Origin of the sequence: Clavibacter vidaverae (genome assembly GCF_047529985.1) — a bacterium.
In the GTDB taxonomy this organism is placed as follows: domain Bacteria; phylum Actinomycetota; class Actinomycetes; order Actinomycetales; family Microbacteriaceae; genus Clavibacter; species Clavibacter nebraskensis_A.
The window spans coordinates 14,563-29,913 of sequence record NZ_JBLJAM010000002.1 but is presented as its reverse complement, the minus strand read 5'-3'; the positions used below and the strand labels follow the sequence as shown (position 1 = coordinate 29,913).

19 protein-coding genes are annotated in these 15,351 nt (G+C 71.8%); 16 read left to right on the top strand and 3 right to left on the bottom strand.

The genetic code is table 11. The annotated features are described in order from the left end of the window. Positions 1-6 precede the first annotated feature (6 nt). A complete protein-coding gene (gene dapF, locus ACMT9T_RS12865; protein WP_414745917.1) occupies positions 7-885 on the top strand; it encodes a diaminopimelate epimerase in 879 nt (292 codons plus the stop codon). 79 nt (positions 886-964) lie between these two features. Here dapF and ACMT9T_RS12860 read toward each other — a convergent pair whose 3' ends face one another. Beyond that, positions 965-1,582 carry a class I SAM-dependent methyltransferase gene (locus ACMT9T_RS12860; protein ID WP_414745916.1) on the bottom strand — a complete coding sequence of 206 codons (618 nt, stop codon included), beginning with the start codon at positions 1,580-1,582 and terminating at the stop codon, positions 965-967. Positions 1,583-1,623: 41 nt separating this feature from the next. On the opposite strand from ACMT9T_RS12860, the gene hflX reads away from it, so the two are divergent. Further along, a complete protein-coding gene (gene hflX / locus ACMT9T_RS12855) occupies positions 1,624-3,189 on the top strand; it encodes a GTPase HflX (RefSeq protein ID WP_414745915.1) in 1,566 nt (521 codons plus the stop codon). 72 nt (positions 3,190-3,261) lie between these two features. Here hflX and lexA read toward each other — a convergent pair whose 3' ends face one another. Further along, positions 3,262-3,942: a transcriptional repressor LexA gene (lexA, locus tag ACMT9T_RS12850; RefSeq protein WP_414745914.1), complete on the bottom strand. Its 681-nt coding sequence runs from the start codon at positions 3,940-3,942 to the stop codon at positions 3,262-3,264. Positions 3,943-4,302: 360 nt separating this feature from the next. Between lexA and ACMT9T_RS12845 the strand changes: the two genes are divergently transcribed. The 5 genes from ACMT9T_RS12845 (at position 4,303) to ACMT9T_RS12825 (ending at position 7,654) form a co-directional block, all read left to right on the top strand. Beyond that, complete coding sequence (locus ACMT9T_RS12845) at positions 4,303-4,695, top strand: hypothetical protein (RefSeq protein ID WP_414745913.1); 393 nt, start codon at positions 4,303-4,305, stop codon at positions 4,693-4,695. 118 nt (positions 4,696-4,813) lie between these two features. Continuing rightward, a complete protein-coding gene (hisB, locus tag ACMT9T_RS12840) occupies positions 4,814-5,422 on the top strand; it encodes an imidazoleglycerol-phosphate dehydratase HisB (RefSeq protein WP_053775761.1) in 609 nt (202 codons plus the stop codon). Next, positions 5,419-6,060, top strand: coding sequence for an imidazole glycerol phosphate synthase subunit HisH (gene hisH, locus ACMT9T_RS12835; RefSeq protein WP_414745912.1), 642 nt, complete (start codon positions 5,419-5,421; stop codon positions 6,058-6,060). The genes hisB and hisH overlap by 4 nt, the downstream gene beginning before the upstream one ends. A gap of 74 nt (positions 6,061-6,134) precedes the next feature. Then, entirely contained in the window at positions 6,135-6,884 is a 750-nt protein-coding gene (gene priA / locus ACMT9T_RS12830) for a bifunctional 1-(5-phosphoribosyl)-5-((5-phosphoribosylamino)methylideneamino)imidazole-4-carboxamide isomerase/phosphoribosylanthranilate isomerase PriA (RefSeq protein WP_414745911.1), read from the top strand. Next, a complete protein-coding gene (locus tag ACMT9T_RS12825) occupies positions 6,881-7,654 on the top strand; it encodes an SseB family protein (protein ID WP_414745910.1) in 774 nt (257 codons plus the stop codon). Before priA ends, ACMT9T_RS12825 begins: the two co-directional genes overlap by 4 nt. Before the next feature lie 51 nt (positions 7,655-7,705). Here ACMT9T_RS12825 and ACMT9T_RS12820 read toward each other — a convergent pair whose 3' ends face one another. Next, on the bottom strand, positions 7,706-8,170 hold the full coding sequence (locus tag ACMT9T_RS12820) for a DUF1844 domain-containing protein (protein ID WP_414745909.1): 465 nt from the start codon (positions 8,168-8,170) through the stop codon (positions 7,706-7,708). A gap of 377 nt (positions 8,171-8,547) precedes the next feature. Here ACMT9T_RS12820 and infC point away from each other — a divergent pair, with 377 nt between their 5' ends. From infC to pheS, 9 genes are all read left to right on the top strand, one after another. Beyond that, positions 8,548-9,141: a translation initiation factor IF-3 gene (gene infC / locus ACMT9T_RS12815; protein ID WP_015490649.1), complete on the top strand. Its 594-nt coding sequence runs from the start codon at positions 8,548-8,550 to the stop codon at positions 9,139-9,141. Next, positions 9,134-9,328 (top strand): 50S ribosomal protein L35, encoded by a 195-nt coding sequence (rpmI, locus tag ACMT9T_RS12810; RefSeq protein ID WP_012298616.1) that lies wholly within the window; start codon positions 9,134-9,136, stop codon positions 9,326-9,328. The genes infC and rpmI overlap by 8 nt, the downstream gene beginning before the upstream one ends. 46 nt (positions 9,329-9,374) lie before the next feature. Continuing rightward, positions 9,375-9,767 (top strand): 50S ribosomal protein L20, encoded by a 393-nt coding sequence (gene rplT, locus ACMT9T_RS12805; protein WP_012038696.1) that lies wholly within the window; start codon positions 9,375-9,377, stop codon positions 9,765-9,767. 63 nt (positions 9,768-9,830) lie between these two features. Beyond that, positions 9,831-10,631, top strand: coding sequence for a TrmH family RNA methyltransferase (locus ACMT9T_RS12800; RefSeq protein WP_414745908.1), 801 nt, complete (start codon positions 9,831-9,833; stop codon positions 10,629-10,631). A 152-nt stretch (positions 10,632-10,783) separates the two neighbouring features. Continuing rightward, entirely contained in the window at positions 10,784-11,572 is a 789-nt protein-coding gene (locus tag ACMT9T_RS12795) for an amino acid ABC transporter ATP-binding protein (RefSeq protein WP_414745907.1), read from the top strand. 157 nt (positions 11,573-11,729) lie between these two features. Continuing rightward, positions 11,730-12,653, top strand: a complete 924-nt coding sequence (locus ACMT9T_RS12790; protein WP_414745906.1) for a glutamate ABC transporter substrate-binding protein — start codon at positions 11,730-11,732, stop codon at positions 12,651-12,653. A 116-nt stretch (positions 12,654-12,769) separates the two neighbouring features. Then, positions 12,770-13,417: an amino acid ABC transporter permease gene (locus tag ACMT9T_RS12785; RefSeq protein ID WP_116056190.1), complete on the top strand. Its 648-nt coding sequence runs from the start codon at positions 12,770-12,772 to the stop codon at positions 13,415-13,417. After that, complete coding sequence (locus ACMT9T_RS12780) at positions 13,414-14,238, top strand: amino acid ABC transporter permease (RefSeq protein ID WP_414745905.1); 825 nt, start codon at positions 13,414-13,416, stop codon at positions 14,236-14,238. Before ACMT9T_RS12785 ends, ACMT9T_RS12780 begins: the two co-directional genes overlap by 4 nt. A 73-nt stretch (positions 14,239-14,311) precedes the next feature. After that, positions 14,312-15,349, top strand: coding sequence for a phenylalanine--tRNA ligase subunit alpha (pheS, locus tag ACMT9T_RS12775; protein WP_414745904.1), 1,038 nt, complete (start codon positions 14,312-14,314; stop codon positions 15,347-15,349). Positions 15,350-15,351: the final 2 nt, after the last annotated feature.

The window sequence follows — 15,351 nt, the reverse complement described above, 5'->3', positions numbered from 1 at the left end:
GGCGGGATGGCAGACCTGCAGTTCACCAAGGGCCAGGGCACGGGCAACGACTTCGTGCTGTTCGCGGATCCCGCGGGCGAGATCGACCTGACCGACACCCAGGTGCAGGCGCTCTGCGACCGCCACTTCGGGATCGGCGCCGACGGCACGATCCGCGCGGTGCTCTCCAGCCGCATCCCGGAGGGCCGCGCCGCCCTCGATGAGGACCCCGACGCCGAGTGGTTCATGGACTACCGCAACATCGACGGCAGCCCCGCCGAGATGTGCGGCAACGGCATCCGGGTCTTCACGCTCTTCCTCATCGAGAACGGGCTCATCGAGCTCCCGCCGGGGCGCACGGTCCCCATCGGCACCCGCGCGGGCGTCCGCGACGTCCAGCGCAGCGGATCCGGCTTCCAGGTCGACCTCGGACGCTGGGCCCTCACGGGCGGCGAGCCCCTCGTGCGCGCCAAGGACCTCCAGGTCGCGCGCCCGGGACTCGGCATCGACGTCGGCAACCCGCACGTGGTGGTCGCGCTGTCGAGCGAGGACGAGCTCGCCGAGGCGGACCTCGCGTTCGTCCCGCAGCTGGATCCCGAGCCCGCGGAGGGCGCCAACGTCGAGCTCGTCGTGCCGGCCGACCCGCTGGTCGTCGACGGCGTCGGCCACATCACCATGCGCGTGCACGAGCGCGGCAGCGGCGAGACGCTCAGCTGCGGCACGGGGGCGGCGGCCGCGGCCCTCGCGACGCGGCACTGGGCGGGTGCCGCGGCGCCGCACCAGTGGCGCGTGCAGCTGCCCGGCGGCGCGCTCGGAGTGCGCATGTTCCCCACGGAGGACGGCGAGCACGTGGGTCTCTCGGGACCGGCGGAGCTGGTCTTCGACGGCGTGGTCGCGCTGGCCTGATCCGCCGCTGCGGCGCGAGCCGCGCCGGCGACGGCTCGGAGCCCGGGCCGCCGCTACCGGGCGCGGTCGCGGGCTGCGCCTAGGAGTCCGCCCCGCGGTGCACCCGCAGCACCCGGAAGCCCTTGTCCGATGCGGCACGCGAGGTCTCGAGCCCCGCGGGCAGCGCGTCGACCAGCCAGCGCTGGAGCGAGTCGGATCCGAGGTTGCGCTGCACGACGAGCCACGCGTCCGCTTCGGGCGCGAGCCTGGGCATCCACTCGAGGAGGATGGCGTGCAGGACCTCCTTGCCCACGCGGATGGGCGGGTTCGACCAGACGGTCGAGAACGCGATGTCGGCGGGAACATCCTCGGGCAGCACCGCGTTGAGGTTCTCGAGACCGAGGGACCGGGCGTTCGCCCGCGTCAGCTCGAGCGCCCGCTCGTTCACGTCGACCGCCCACACGGTGGCCGACGGCGATCGCATCGCCAGATCGAGCGCCACCGGACCCCAACCGCAGCCCACGTCCAGCAGGTGCCCCTCCCGAGGGGGCTCCGGGACGTTGCGCAGCAGCACCAGGGTCCCCTGGTCGACGTGCTCGGGGCTGAAGACACCGCCCGCGGTCTCGACGTCGACCGTCCGTCCGCCCAGCTCGACCGTGATCGTGCGGGTGCGCAGGGGACCGGCCGGCGACGAGGAGAAGTAATGCGCGTCGGCCATGCACGGGACGATACCGGACGCCGACGCTACGATGGGAGCACATGACAACGCACGACGAGCACGACCACGAGCCCGCGGACACGACGACGACGTCCACCGAGAACACCGCCGGGGACGACGTCGTCGCGCGCGTCCTCGCCCGGGCGGAGAACCGGTCCGCCGGCTACGCCCTCTTCCGCGGATCCGGCGCGCAGGCGCTGTCCGCGAATCCCGACACCGAGCAGAGCTCCGACGGGGACCAGAGCGAGCGGGCCGACCGTCAGGCGCTGCGCCGTGTCGCCGGTCTCTCGACCGAGCTCGAGGACGTCACCGAGGTCGAGTACCGGCAGCTGCGCCTCGAGAACGTCGTGCTGATCGGCGTGTACTCGCAGGGGTCCGTCGACGACGCCGAGAACAGCATGCGCGAGCTCGCCGCCCTCGCCGAGACCGCGGGCGCCGTCGTGCTCGACGGCCTCCTGCAGCGCCGTCCCACGCCGGATCCCAGCACCTACTTCGGCAGCGGCAAGGCCGAGGAGCTGCGGGCGCTCGTCGCCGCCGTCGGCGCCGACACCGTCATCGCGGACACCGAGCTGGCTCCGAGCCAGCGGCGCGCGCTCGAGGACGTAGTGAAGGTCAAGGTCATCGACCGCACCGCCGTGATCCTCGACATCTTCAGCCAGCACGCCAAGAGCCGCGAGGGCAAGGCCCAGGTCGAGCTCGCGCAGCTCCAGTACCTCCTGCCGCGACTGCGCGGATGGGGCGACTCGATGTCCCGCCAGGCCGGTGGCCAGGTGGGCGGCGCGGGCGCGGGCATGGGATCGCGCGGGCCCGGTGAGACCAAGATCGAGCTCGACCGCCGCCGCATCAACACGCGCATGGCGAAGCTCCGCAAGCAGATCACCGCGATGAAGCCCGCGCGCGACACCAAGCGCGCCAACCGCGACCGCAACGCCGTGCCGTCCGTGGCGATCGTCGGGTACACCAACGCCGGCAAGTCCTCGCTGCTCAACCGCGTGACGAAGGCGGGCGTGCTCGTCGAGAACGCGCTGTTCGCGACGCTGGACGCCACGGTCCGCAAGACCGAGACCGACCAGGGGCAGCTCTACACGCTCGCCGACACCGTCGGCTTCGTGCGGAACCTGCCGCACCAGCTGGTCGAGGCGTTCCGCTCCACGCTCGAGGAGCTCGCCGACTCCGACGTGCTCGTGCACGTGGTCGACGCGTCGCACCCGGATCCCGCGGCGCAGCTCGCGACCGTGCACGAGGTCATCGCCGAGGTGGACGCCTCGGCCATCCCCGAGATCGTCGTCTTCAACAAGAGCGACCTGGCGTCGGCCGACGACCGCGTCGTCCTCCGGGGCCTCGCGCCGCAGGGCGTCTTCGTCTCGGCCCGCACGGGCGAGGGCGTCGAGGAGCTGCGTCGGCGCATCGCGGAGCTGCTCCCGCAGCCCACCATCGAGGTCGACCTGCTCGTGCCCTTCGAGCACGGCGAGGTCGTCGCGATGCTGCACGACGGCGCCAAGGTGCTCGAGACCTCGTACGTCGAGGAGGGCACGCGCGTGCGCGCCCTCGTCACGGCCGAGCAGGAGGCGCAGGTCCAGGCCTACGCGGTGGTGCCCGCGGTCTGATCCGCACCCGCCCCGCACGCACGAGAGCGGCCGATCCCCCGGGGGACCGGCCGCTCTCGTGCGTCGTGCGGGTCAGACGGAGCGCATGACCGCCACGACCTTGCCGACGATCTCGGCGAAGTCGCCGAGGATCGGCTCGAACGCGCTGTTGCGCGGCAGGAGCCACGTGTGGCCGTCGCGCTGGCGGAAGACCTTGACGGTCGCCTCGTCGTCGAGCATGGCCGCCACGATGTCGCCGTTCTCGGCGGTCTTCTGCTGGCGGACGACGACCCAGTCGCCGTCGCAGATGGCCGCGTCGATCATGGAGTCGCCGACGACGCGGAGCATGAAGAGGTCGCCCTTGCCCACGAGCTGGCGGGGGAGGGGGAAGACCTCCTCGACCATCTGCTCGGCGGTGATGGGGATGCCCGCGGCGATGCGGCCGACCATGGGCACCATCGCGGCGTCGCCCACGGGGGTCGACGGCTCACCGCTCTCCGCGGCGCCCGAGCCGGGGAGGTCGATGAGGACCTCGAGGGCGCGCGGCCGGTTCGGGTCGCGGCGCAGGTAGCCCGAGAGCTCGAGCTGGTTGAGCTGGTGGGTGACGCTGGAGAGCGAGGCGAGGCCCACGGCGTCGCCGATCTCGCGCATGCTCGGCGGGTAGCCCTGGCCGGCGATGGTGCGCTGGATGAACTCCAGGATCGAGATCTGCTTGTCGCTCAGGCTCTTGCGGCGCCTCGTCGCGCCGCCTCCCGCCGCTCGCTCGTCCGTCATGCCACGGCCCGCCTCTCGTCGCCGACGCCCCGGGCGGCTCGTCGACCCGGCGGGTCGACGCCCTCGCGGGGCGATGTCGGTGGTGCCCGGTGGAATGGACACCAGGCACTCGAAACTGTATCCAGCCCACGCACCTCGTACAAACACCTGTTCGAGCGTGTCGCGGTCATGGAGGCCGGATCGAGGCGATGAGGGCTTGCGAAGGGCTGGTTTCGAATGTATGTTCGGAACACAGCTTCGCACCCGGCTCTCCCGGCCGAGAGCCGGGTGCGAGCTGCCCGACCCGCATCGCATGCCGTACCGCACTGCATCGCCGGGCGCGTCGCATCGACGCCCCACCGTCTCGCACGAGAGGTCACCATGAACACCGCAGCAGCACACACCACCACCGCCGTCACGGACGCACCCGCCGTCGCCGTCGCGGAGGCCGCCGTCGCGCCCCGCACCCGCCTGCGCATCACGCGCCGAGGCCGCATCGTCCTCACGGCGCTCGTCGCCGCCCCCCTCGCGCTCGGTGCCGGGCTCGTCGCCCTGAACGGCGGCGCCGCCGTCGCGTCGAAGGACGCGTCTGGCGCGACCTTCGAGTACGTCACCGTGTCGAGCGGGCAGTCCCTGTGGGACCTCGCCGAGGAGATCGCGCCGAGCGCCGACCCGCGCGACGTCATCGCGTCGGTCGTCGACCTCAACCGCCTCCCCACGTCGGACGTGGCCGCGGGCCAGCAGCTCGCGGTCCCCGCGCAGTACGCGCGCTGAGCCCGTCCGCGCCGTGCCCCGGCTGTGCGGAGCGCGCGGCGGTGCGGACGGCCTCGGCTCCCGGTGGCGGCCGGGGGCAGAGGCCGTGCCATCGGAACCGATCGGTAGCATGGAGCCCATGAGCACCCTCGCGCGCACCGCGCACGTCACGCGGCAGACCAGCGAGTCCCGCATCGATCTCCAGCTCGACCTCGACGGCACCGGTGCCTCCGAGATCAGCACGTCGGTGCCGTTCTACGACCACATGCTCACCGCGTTCGCGAAGCACTCGCTGACCGACCTGAAGGTCACCGCCACCGGCGACACGCACATCGACGTGCACCACACGGTGGAGGACGTGGGCATCGTCCTCGGGCAGGCCATCCGCGAGGCCCTCGGCGACAAGTCGGGCATCGCCCGGTTCGGCGACGCCCTGGTGCCGCTCGACGAGGCGCTCGTGCAGTCCGTGGTCGACATCTCCGGCCGGCCGTTCCTCGTGCACTCGGGCGAGCCCGCCGGCTTCGAGATGCACCTCATCGGTGGCCACTTCACCGGATCCATGGTCCGCCACGTGTTCGAGGCCATCACGTTCCACGCGGGGCTCACCGTGCACGTCACGGTCCTCGGCGGCCGCGACCCGCACCACATCGCCGAGGCCGAGTTCAAGTCCTTCGCGCGCGCCTTCCGCCAGGCCAAGGAGCTCGACCCGCGCGTGTCCGGGATCCCGTCCACCAAGGGCGCGCTGTGACGCGGCCCTCGGTCGTCGTCCTCGACTACGGCAGCGGCAACGTCCACTCCGCCGTCAAGGCCCTCGAGCTCGCCGGCGCCGACGTCGAGCTGACCGGCGACCCGAAGCGCGCGCACGAGGCCGACGGCCTCCTCGTGCCCGGCGTCGGCGCGTTCTCCGCGGTGATGACCGCGCTCCGTGCCGCGGGCGGCGACCGCGTGGTCGACCGCCGCCTCGCCGGCGGACGCCCCGTGCTCGGGATCTGCGTCGGCATGCAGGTCATGTTCGACCGCGGCGTCGAGCGCGACGTCGACGTGGCCGGACTGGGGGAGTGGCCGGGCACGGTCGACCGCATCCGGTCCGAGGTCCTCCCGCACATGGGCTGGAACACGGTCGACGTCCCCGAGGGCTCGGCCCTGTTCGCCGGCCTCGAGGAGGAGCGCTTCTACTTCGTGCACTCCTACGCGGCGCGCACGTGGGGGATCGACCCGCTCCCGCCGCTGCCGGCCCCGCGCGTCACCTGGGCCACGCACGGGGAGCCGTTCGTCGCGGCCGTCGAGAACGGTCCGCTCTCCGCGACGCAGTTCCACCCCGAGAAGTCGGGCGAGGCCGGGATCCGGCTGCTCGCGAACTGGCTCGGCACCCTCCGCGCCGCCTGACGCGGCACGTCCGCGTCCCCCGCCGTCCTCGACGGCCCCGTCCGCCCCGCCCGTCCGACCGATCGAAGGCCCCCATGAGCGAGTTCACCCGCACGCCCCGTCTGACCCTCCTGCCCGCCGTGGACGTGGCGGGCGGCCAGGCCGTCCGCCTCACGCAGGGTGCCGCCGGCACCGAGACCGGCTACGGGGACCCCGTCGACGCCGCCCGCGACTGGGCGGAGCAGGGCGCCGAGTGGCTGCACCTCGTCGACCTCGACGCGGCGTTCGGCCGCGGCGACAACCTCGCCGTCATCTCACGGGTGATCCGCGCCATCGACGGCGTGCAGATCGAGCTCTCCGGCGGCATCCGCGACGACCGCTCGCTCGACGTCGCGCTCGAGAGCGGCGCGACGCGCATCAACCTCGGCACGGCGGCGCTCGAGAACCCCGAGTGGGCGGCGAGCGTCATCGCGCAGCATGGCGAGGCCGTCGCCGTGGGCCTCGACGTCCGCGGGCGCACGCTGTCCGCGCGCGGCTGGACCAAGGACGGCGGCGACATCTGGGAGGTGCTGGAGCGCCTCGAGGACGCCGGCTGCGCGCGCTACGTCGTGACCGACGTCACGAAGGACGGAACGCTGCAGGGTCCGAACATCCAGCTGCTCCGCGACGTGCTCGAGCGCACCGAGCGCCCGGTGGTCGCGTCCGGCGGCGTCTCCAGCCTCGACGACATCGCCGCGCTCCGCGAGCTCGTCCCGCTGGGGCTCGAGGGCGCGATCGTGGGCAAGGCCCTCTATGCCGGCGCGTTCACGCTCGGCGAGGCGCTCGACGTCGCCGGGGATCGATGACGGGATCCTCCCCGCACGCGGACTCGGCCGGGACGCCCTGGGCGGGGCGGTCGTTCGAGCCCACGGCGTTCCCGGGTGACGACGGATCCGCGCCTCCGGCCCTCGCCGAGGCGCTCGCCCGGCACGGCCGCGGCGAGGTCGGGCAGGCGGCCGTGGTCGACGCCCTCCGCGAGGCGCGCCTGCTCATCCCGCTGGTGGCCCGGCTCGGCGAGGAGGGCGAGGGTGCGCACGGCCTGAAGGCCGACAAGAGCGCCGAGCTGTCGATCATCACGGTGGCCGGCCCCGACGGGCGCACGGTGATGCCCGTCTTCACGTCCGTCGCCGCGATGGGCAGGTGGAACCCCGCCGCGCGTCCGGTGCCCGCCGATGCCGTGCGGGTGGCGCTGGCCGCCGCGAGCGAGGAGACCGACCTCGTCGTGCTCGACCCGATGTCCGACACGGAGTTCGTGCTGCGCCGCCCCGCCGTGTGGGCCGTCGCGCGGTCGCTGCCGTGGATCCCGAGCCCGGAGGACCCGGAGGTGGCCCGGGCGCTCGAGGCGAGCGTCGCCGAGGAGCCCGCGGTCGTCGCGCTGTCCACGGCGCCGGGTGATCCACGGGCGCGCCTCGAGGGGCCGGAGCTGATGATCGCGCTGGAGCTCGTCGACGGCCTCGACCGCGACGCGCTCGACTCACTGCTCGCGCGCCTGCAGGGGGAGTGGTCCCGGAGCGCCGTGCTCGCCGACCGCGTCGACAGCATGGGCCTCAGGATCACGTCCGCCCGCGGCGCCTAGGAGCCGGAGCCGCAGCCCGCGGACCGGAGGGCCCGGCGTCCGCCGGGCCGTCTAGGAGACGGGCCCGGTGTACTTCTCGCCCGGGCCCTTGCCGATGGCGTCGGGGTAGGGCGACGCCTCGCGGAAGGCGAGCTGCAGGGAGCGCAGCCCGTCGCGCAGGCTGCGCGCGTGCTGGTCGCCCAGCTCCGGCGAGGCCGCCGTGACCAGGCCCGCGAGCGAGATGATCAGCTTGCGCGCCTCCGCGAGGTCGGTCTGGGTGGCGGGGTCGTCGGCGAGGCCGCACTTCACGGCGGCGGCGCTCATGAGGTGGACGGCCGTGGTCGTGATGACCTCGACGGCGGAGACCTCCGCGATGTCGCGCGCGTACTGGTCGGCGACGAAGTCCGCGGTGTCGTCGTCGGCGACGCCCGCCGCGGGATCCGTCGCGCCGTCGGCGGTCGCGGCGTCGGGCTCCTCGAAGCGGTGCACGTGCGCGTCGGCCGGGGTCGATGCGGGGTCGGGGGTCGGGTCGGTCATGTCTGTCCTCGTGCTCGGGGCGGCCGGATGGCGGCGGACGGGTTCGGAACCCCGTCGGCGCCCGCCCTTCCGGGGCGAGGCCGGCGTCTGCTATGCTGATCGACGGCTCCGGGGTTGTCACAGTCCCGGTTCGAAAGAGGATTGATCTCCCACCCGCGCTTGACCGCCTCCATAGGTTACCGGGTCGATTTCGCTCCCCCGTCCGAACGGCTCCCCAGCGGGGGTCGCAGAGGGCGGGAGCCCCGCACATGCGGGCATGGGCGTGTTGCCGAGTACGACGAATGCGTCGCACCCTGGTGAAGAACCCTCCTCGTCTCGAATCCGCGCGGCTCCCCGAGAGCCGCCGGGCCACCCGAAGACACGAATAGGAGCAGTCCATCAGCGATCCCCGTACCAACGATCGAATCCGAGTTCCCGAGGTTCGCCTCGTTGGCCCAGCAGGCGAGCAGGTCGGCGTCGTATCCATCGACGTCGCACTCCGGCTCGCGCAGGAAGCCGACCTCGACCTCGTCGAGGTCGCGCCCAATTCCAAGCCCCCCGTGGCGAAGATCATGGACTACGGCAAGTTCAAGTACGAGGCCGCGCAGAAGGCCAAGGAAGCGCGTCGCAACCAGGCGAACACCATCCTCAAGGAAGTGCGCTTCCGCCTGAAGATCGACAAGCACGACTACGAGACCAAGCGCAAGCGCGCCGAGGGCTTCCTGCAGGACGGCGACAAGGTCAAGGCCATGATCCTGTTCCGCGGGCGCGAGCAGTCGCGTCCGGACCAGGGCGTGCGCCTGCTCAAGATGTTCGCGGAGGACGTCGCCGAGTTCGGCAGCGTCGAGTCCACCCCCACGATCGACGGCCGCAACATGGTCATGGTCATCGGACCGCACAAGAACAAGTCCGAGGCCAAGGCCGAGGCCAACGCGAAGCGCGACGCCACCAAGGCGAGCGCACGAGAAGCGAGAGAAGAGAACAATGCCTAAGCAGAAGACCCACTCGGGTGCCAAGAAGCGTTTCAAGGTCACCGGCAGCGGCAAGATCATGAAGCAGCAGGCCGGCATGCGCCACAACCTCGAGGTCAAGTCCTCCAAGCGCAAGGCGCGACTCAACCAGGACCAGCCCCTGGCCAAGGCCGACATGAAGGTCGCCAAGAAGCTCCTCGGCCGCTAGGCCCCTCGTCGTCCGCGACACCTGAACTCGAATAGGAATCACTGAAATGGCAAGAGTCAAGAGGGCCGTCAACGCCCACAAGAAGCGTCGGGTCATCCTCGAGCGCGCCGCCGGCTACCGCGGCCAGCGCTCGCGCCTGTACCGCAAGGCCAAGGAGCAGGTCACCCACTCCCTCGTCTACGCGTACCGCGACCGCCGTGCGAAGAAGGGCGAGTTCCGCCGCCTCTGGATCCAGCGCATCAACGCCGCCGCTCGCGCGAACGGCCTGACGTACAACCGCCTCATCCAGGGCCTCTCGCTCGCCGGCGTCCAGGTCGACCGCCGCATCCTCGCGGAGCTCGCGGTCCACGAGCCCGCGACCTTCGCGTCGCTCGTGCAGACGGCCAAGGCCGCCCTGCCCGCGAACACCTCGGCCCCCAAGGTCGCGGCGAACGCGTAGCACCTCCGCACCACGCACCGACGGCGCGTCCCCGACAGGGGGCGCGCCGTTAGTGTTGGTGCCATGCTCGACAACCCCCGCTCCCCGCGTGTCCGTGGCGTCGCCAAGCTCGCGAAGCGGGACGCGCGCGCCGACACGGGCCTCTTCCTCCTCGAGGGGCCGCAGGCCGTCTCGGAGGCCCTCGCCTTCCGCCCCGATCTCGTGCTGGAGCTGTTCGCGACGCCCACGGCCCTCGACCGCTACCCCGACCTCGCGCGCGCGGTCCGCGAGTCGGACATCGAGGTGGAGTTCGTCACGGAGGACGTGATCGCGTCCATGGCGGACACCGTCACGCCGCAGGGCGTAGTCGGCGTGTGCCGCCAGTTCCCGACATCGCTCAAGCAGATCCTCGGCGACGAGCCGCGCCTCGTCGCGATCCTCGAGGAGGTGCGCGACCCGGGCAACGCCGGCACCATCATCCGCGCAGCCGACGCCGCGGGGGCCGACGCCGTGATCCTCACCGGCCGCTCCGTGGACCTCTACAACCCGAAGGTCGTGCGCGCCACGACGGGCTCGCTCTTCCACCTGCCGGTCGCGATCATGCCCGAGCTCGACGGCGTGCTCGAGCGCGTGAAGGCCGCGGGGCTCCAGGTCCTCGCCGCCGATGTGAAGGGCGACGACCTCCTCGCGGAGCGCACGTCCGGCGGCCTCGCGGCGCCGACCGCCTGGCTGTTCGGCAACGAGGCGCGCGGCCTGCAGGACGAGCACCTCGCCCTCGCCGACCGCGCCGTGGTCGTCCCGATCTACGGCCAGGCGGAGTCGATGAACCTCGCGACCGCCGCCTCGGTGTGCCTCTACGAGTCGGCCTTCGCGCAGCGCGCCTGAGCGGACCGCCGCCCGAGCCTCTCGGGTGAGAGGCATCGGGGATCGCCGCGGACAGGGGCTCTGACCGGCGCAAACGCGGATGCCGCGTCACGATGGGGTGACGATGCCCCGCGGAAACGCGGACGAAACACCGTCATGGATATGGTGTTCGCATGGAGCAGAGCCCGACGGCGGACCCCGCCTCGCCCGCCGCAGCAGCGGTCGGCGAGCCCCTGGTCGTCGTATCCCACGTCAACAAGCACTTCGGGGACCTGCACGTCCTCAAGGACATCTCGACCACCGTGAACCGCGGCGAGGTCGTCGTCGTCATCGGGCCCAGCGGGTCCGGCAAGTCCACGCTGTGCCGCGCGATCAACCGGCTCGAGACCATCGACGACGGCACCATCACGATCGACGGCCAGGACCTCCCGTCCGAGGGTGCCGAGCTCGCGCGCCTCCGCGCCGACGTGGGCATGGTCTTCCAGTCGTTCAACCTCTTCGCGCACAAGACCGTGCTCGAGAACGTCACCCTCGGGCCGATCAAGGTGCGCAGGAAGGGCAAGGCCGAGGCGGAGAAGCGGGCGATGGAGCTCCTCGACCGCGTCGGCGTCGCCAACCAGGCGCAGAAGATGCCCGCCCAGCTCTCGGGCGGCCAGCAGCAGCGTGTCGCGATCGCGCGCGCCCTCGCCATGGACCCGAAGCTGATCCTCCTCGACGAGCCCACCTCGGCGCTCGACCCGGAGATGATCACCGAGGTCCTCGACGTCATGGTCGGCCTCGCCAAGGACGGCATGACGATGATGGTCGTCACCCACGAGATGGGCTTCGCGCGCAAGGCCGCCGACCGCGTGATCTTCATGGCCGACGGCGCCATCGAGGAGGACACGAGCCCTGCGGAGTTCTTCGACCACCCGCAGAGCCCGCGCGCGAAGGACTTCCTCTCCAAGATCCTCGCCCACTGACGCGCGCGGAGGGTCCGAGCCCTCCCGCGCACCGCACCCGGATGCCGTCGAGGCAGGCGCGCCCGGGCGCCGCACCACCCGCACCACGGCACGTCCCGCACCACGGGCGATCCCGATCGCCTCCGTCATCCACCTCCCCAGCAGAGAAACGGGAACCATGAAGAACAGGAAACTGACCCTCGCCGCGGCCGCCGCGATCGTCGTCGTCGCCCTCACGGGCTGCGGCGCCGCGGGCAGCGCGTCGAACGGCGGCATCGACGCCGGCACGAACGCCCCCGAGAACGGCGACGGCCCCTACAAGCTCGAGCTCACCGAGAACCCCACATTCGACGAGGGCACCACGATGGCGCGCCTCGCGAAGGCGGGCGAGATGAAGGTCGGCACCAAGTACGACCAGCCGCTCTTCGGCCTCGCGGGCCTCGACGGCAAGCCCGCCGGCTTCGACGTCGCGATCTCCGCGCTCATCGCCAGCAAGCTGGGCATCCCGTTCGACTCGATCAAGTTCACCGAGACGGTCTCCGCGAACCGCGAGCCCTTCATCCAGAACGGCTCGGTCGACGCGGTCGTCGCGACCTACACGATCAACGACAAGCGCAAGGAGGTCGTGGACTTCGCGGGCCCGTACTACGTCGCCGGCCAGGCGCTGATGGTGCTCCAGGACGACACGACGATCAACACGCCCGAGGACGTCCGCGGCAAGCAGGTCTGCTCCGTCGCCGGATCCACCCCCGCCGCGAACATCGAGGCGAAGTTCGGCGCGGTCGTCGTGCCGACCGACGTCTACAGCAAGTGCCTCGACCCGCTGCGCAACGGCCAGGTGTCCGCGGTCACGACCGACAACGTGATCCTCTCCGGCTTCATCGACCAGAACGAGGGCGAGTTCAAGCTCGTCGGCGACGGCGAGACCTTCACCGAGGAGCCCTACGGCATCGGCATCGCCAAGGGCGACGAGGCCTTCCGCACCTTCGTCAACGACACGCTGCAGCAGGCGTACGACGACGGCACCTGGGCGCGCCTGTTCGAGGCGACGGCCGGCACGGTCATCGACACGCCGGAGCCCCCGGCGATCGACCGCTACTAGTCCCACCCGGGTCCCGCGTGCGCCGACGGCGCGCGCGGGACCCTCCCTCGTCCGGGTGCCCGACCCGGATCCGACCAGCGCCCGGCGAACCGGGTGCCGACCATAGGAGGTGCGCCGTGGATGTGATCCTCGACAATCTCGACGTGTTCCTGCGGGGGTTCGGCGGCACGCTGCGCCTCCTCCTCACCACGGTGCTGTTCGCCCTCCCGCTGGGGATCGTGATCGCCGCGATGAGGATCTCGCCGGTCGCGAGCCTGCGGGCCACCTCCACCGTCTACGTGGAGCTGCTGCGGAACACCCCGCTGCTACTCGTCTTCACCTTCTTCAGCGTCGTGATCACGTCGATCTCGGGGGCGCTGCCGTTCATGACGGCCGCCGTGCTCGCGCTCACGCTGTACACGGCGCCGTTCTTCGCCGAGGCGATCCGCTCCGGCATCAACAGCGTGCCCGTCGGGCAGGCCGAGGCCGCGCGCAGCATCGGGCTGACGTTCTCGCAGACGCTCGTGTCGGTGATCCTGCCGCAGGCCGTGCGCACGGTGATCCCGCCGCTGATCAACGTGATCATCGCGCTCACGAAGAACACGTCCATCGCGGGCGCGTACTTCATCTACGAGCTGTTCAACGTGGGTCGCGACGTCGCGAACGCGAACGGCGACGCCGTCGTCTGGGTGTTCGTGGGCGTGGCGTTCTTCTACCTCATCATCACGGTCCCGCTCGGCCAGCTGGCGGACCACCTCGAGAAGCGAGTGGCGGTCTCCCGATGAGCCAGGTCCTCTACGACGTCCCCGGCCCCAAGGCCCGCCGTCGCTCCCGCATCCTCTCCGTCGTCACCGGCGTGATCGTCGTCGCCGTCCTCGCGTTCGCGGGAGTCCAGCTCGCGCAGGCCGGGCAGTTCAGCGCCGAGCGCTGGCTCGTGCTCAACGACCCGCTCGTGTGGGGCCTCCTGCTCAAGGGCCTGTGGGTCGTGCTGCAGTCGGCCGCCGTCGCCGCCGTGCTCGCGATCCTGCTCGGCATGGTGCTCGCGCTCCTCCGCATGAGCCAGCACCGCGTGATCCGCTACGCCGTCACCGTGGTGCTCGAGTTCTTCCGCGGCATGCCCGTGCTGCTGATGATGCTGTTCATCTACCTGATCTTCCCCATCGGCCCGTACTGGTCGGTCGTCACGGCGCTCGCGCTCTACAACGGCGCGATCATCGGCGAGGCCCTGCGCTCCGGCATCCTCGGCCTGCCGCGCGGCCAGCGCGAGGCGGGTCTCGCGATCGGCCTGCGCCCGCTGCAGAACCGGCTGCTCGTCGAGTTCCCGCAGGCGTTCCGGACGATGCTGCCGATCATCGTCGCCCAGCTCGTCGTGCTCATCAAGGACACCGCGCTCGGCACGATCGTCAGCCTCGTGGGCCTCACCAAGCAGGGCGAGCTGATCCTCGAGGCCACGAGCCGCGCCAACTCGCTGCCGATCTTCGTGGTGATGGTGGGCATGTACCTCGTGCTCAACCTCACGGTGTCGACCATCGCGCGACGCCTCGCCCGCAAGCGCGGACCGCGCGTGGCGAAGACCGTCGCGGCGGGGACGTCGCAGGGCGCGTAGCCGGCCGGATCGGGGCGGCGGCGGGCCCGGCGCGGGCCGGGAGCGCCGCCCCCGATCGGTAGACTCGGGCCTCATGTCCGAACCCCAGATCTCCGAGGAGACCGTCGGCGCCGCCGTGGAGCAGGCGATGGCCGCGCTGGCCGCGACGACCGACTCCGCATCGCTCGCCGAGGCGCGCTCCGCCCACATCGGCGAGGCGTCCCCGCTCGCCCGGCTGAACGGATCGCTCCGCTCGCTGCCGCCCGCCGACCGCAAGGACGCCGGCAAGCTCGTCGGCCAGTCGCGCGCCCGCGTCACGCAGGCGTTCCAGGCCCGGGAGGCGGAGATCCAGGAGCAGGAGGCCGCCGCGCGGCTCGTCGCCGAGGCCGTCGACGTCACCGCGCTGCCGAGCCGCTGGCGCGCCGGCGCCCGGCACCCCCTCACCATGCTCGAGGAGCGCATCGCCGACATCTTCGTCGGCATGGGCTGGCAGGTGAACGAGGGCCCCGAGCTCGAGAGCGAGTGGTTCAACTTCGACGCGCTCAACTTCCCGCCGGACCACCCGGCGCGCGCCATGCAGGACTCCTTCTACGTGGATCCGACCGACGCGCACCTGGTGCTCCGCACGCACACGTCACCCGTGCAGATCCGCACGCTGCTCGCCGACGCGCTGCCCGTCTACACGATCGCGCAGGGCCGCACCTTCCGCAGCGACGAGCTGGACGCCACGCACACGCCCGCGTTCCGGCAGATCGAGGGCATCGCCATCGACCGCGGCCTCACCATGGCGCACCTCCGCGGCACGCTCGAGCACTTCGCGCGCTCGATGTTCGGCGAGGACGCCCGGATCCGGCTGCGCCCCAACTACTTCCCCTTCACCGAGCCGAGCGCCGAGATGGACGTCTGGCACCCGGCCGCCGCGGGCGGACCCCGCTGGATCGAGTGGGGCGGCTGCGGCATGGTGAACCCGAACGTGCTGCGCTCCGCGGGCATCGACCCCGACGAGTACCAGGGCTTCGCGTTCGGCATGGGCACCGAGCGCACCCTCATGTTCCGCAACGACCTCTCCGACATGCGCGACATCGTCGAGGGCGACATCCGATTCGGCGCGCAGTTCGGGATGGTGGTGTAGTC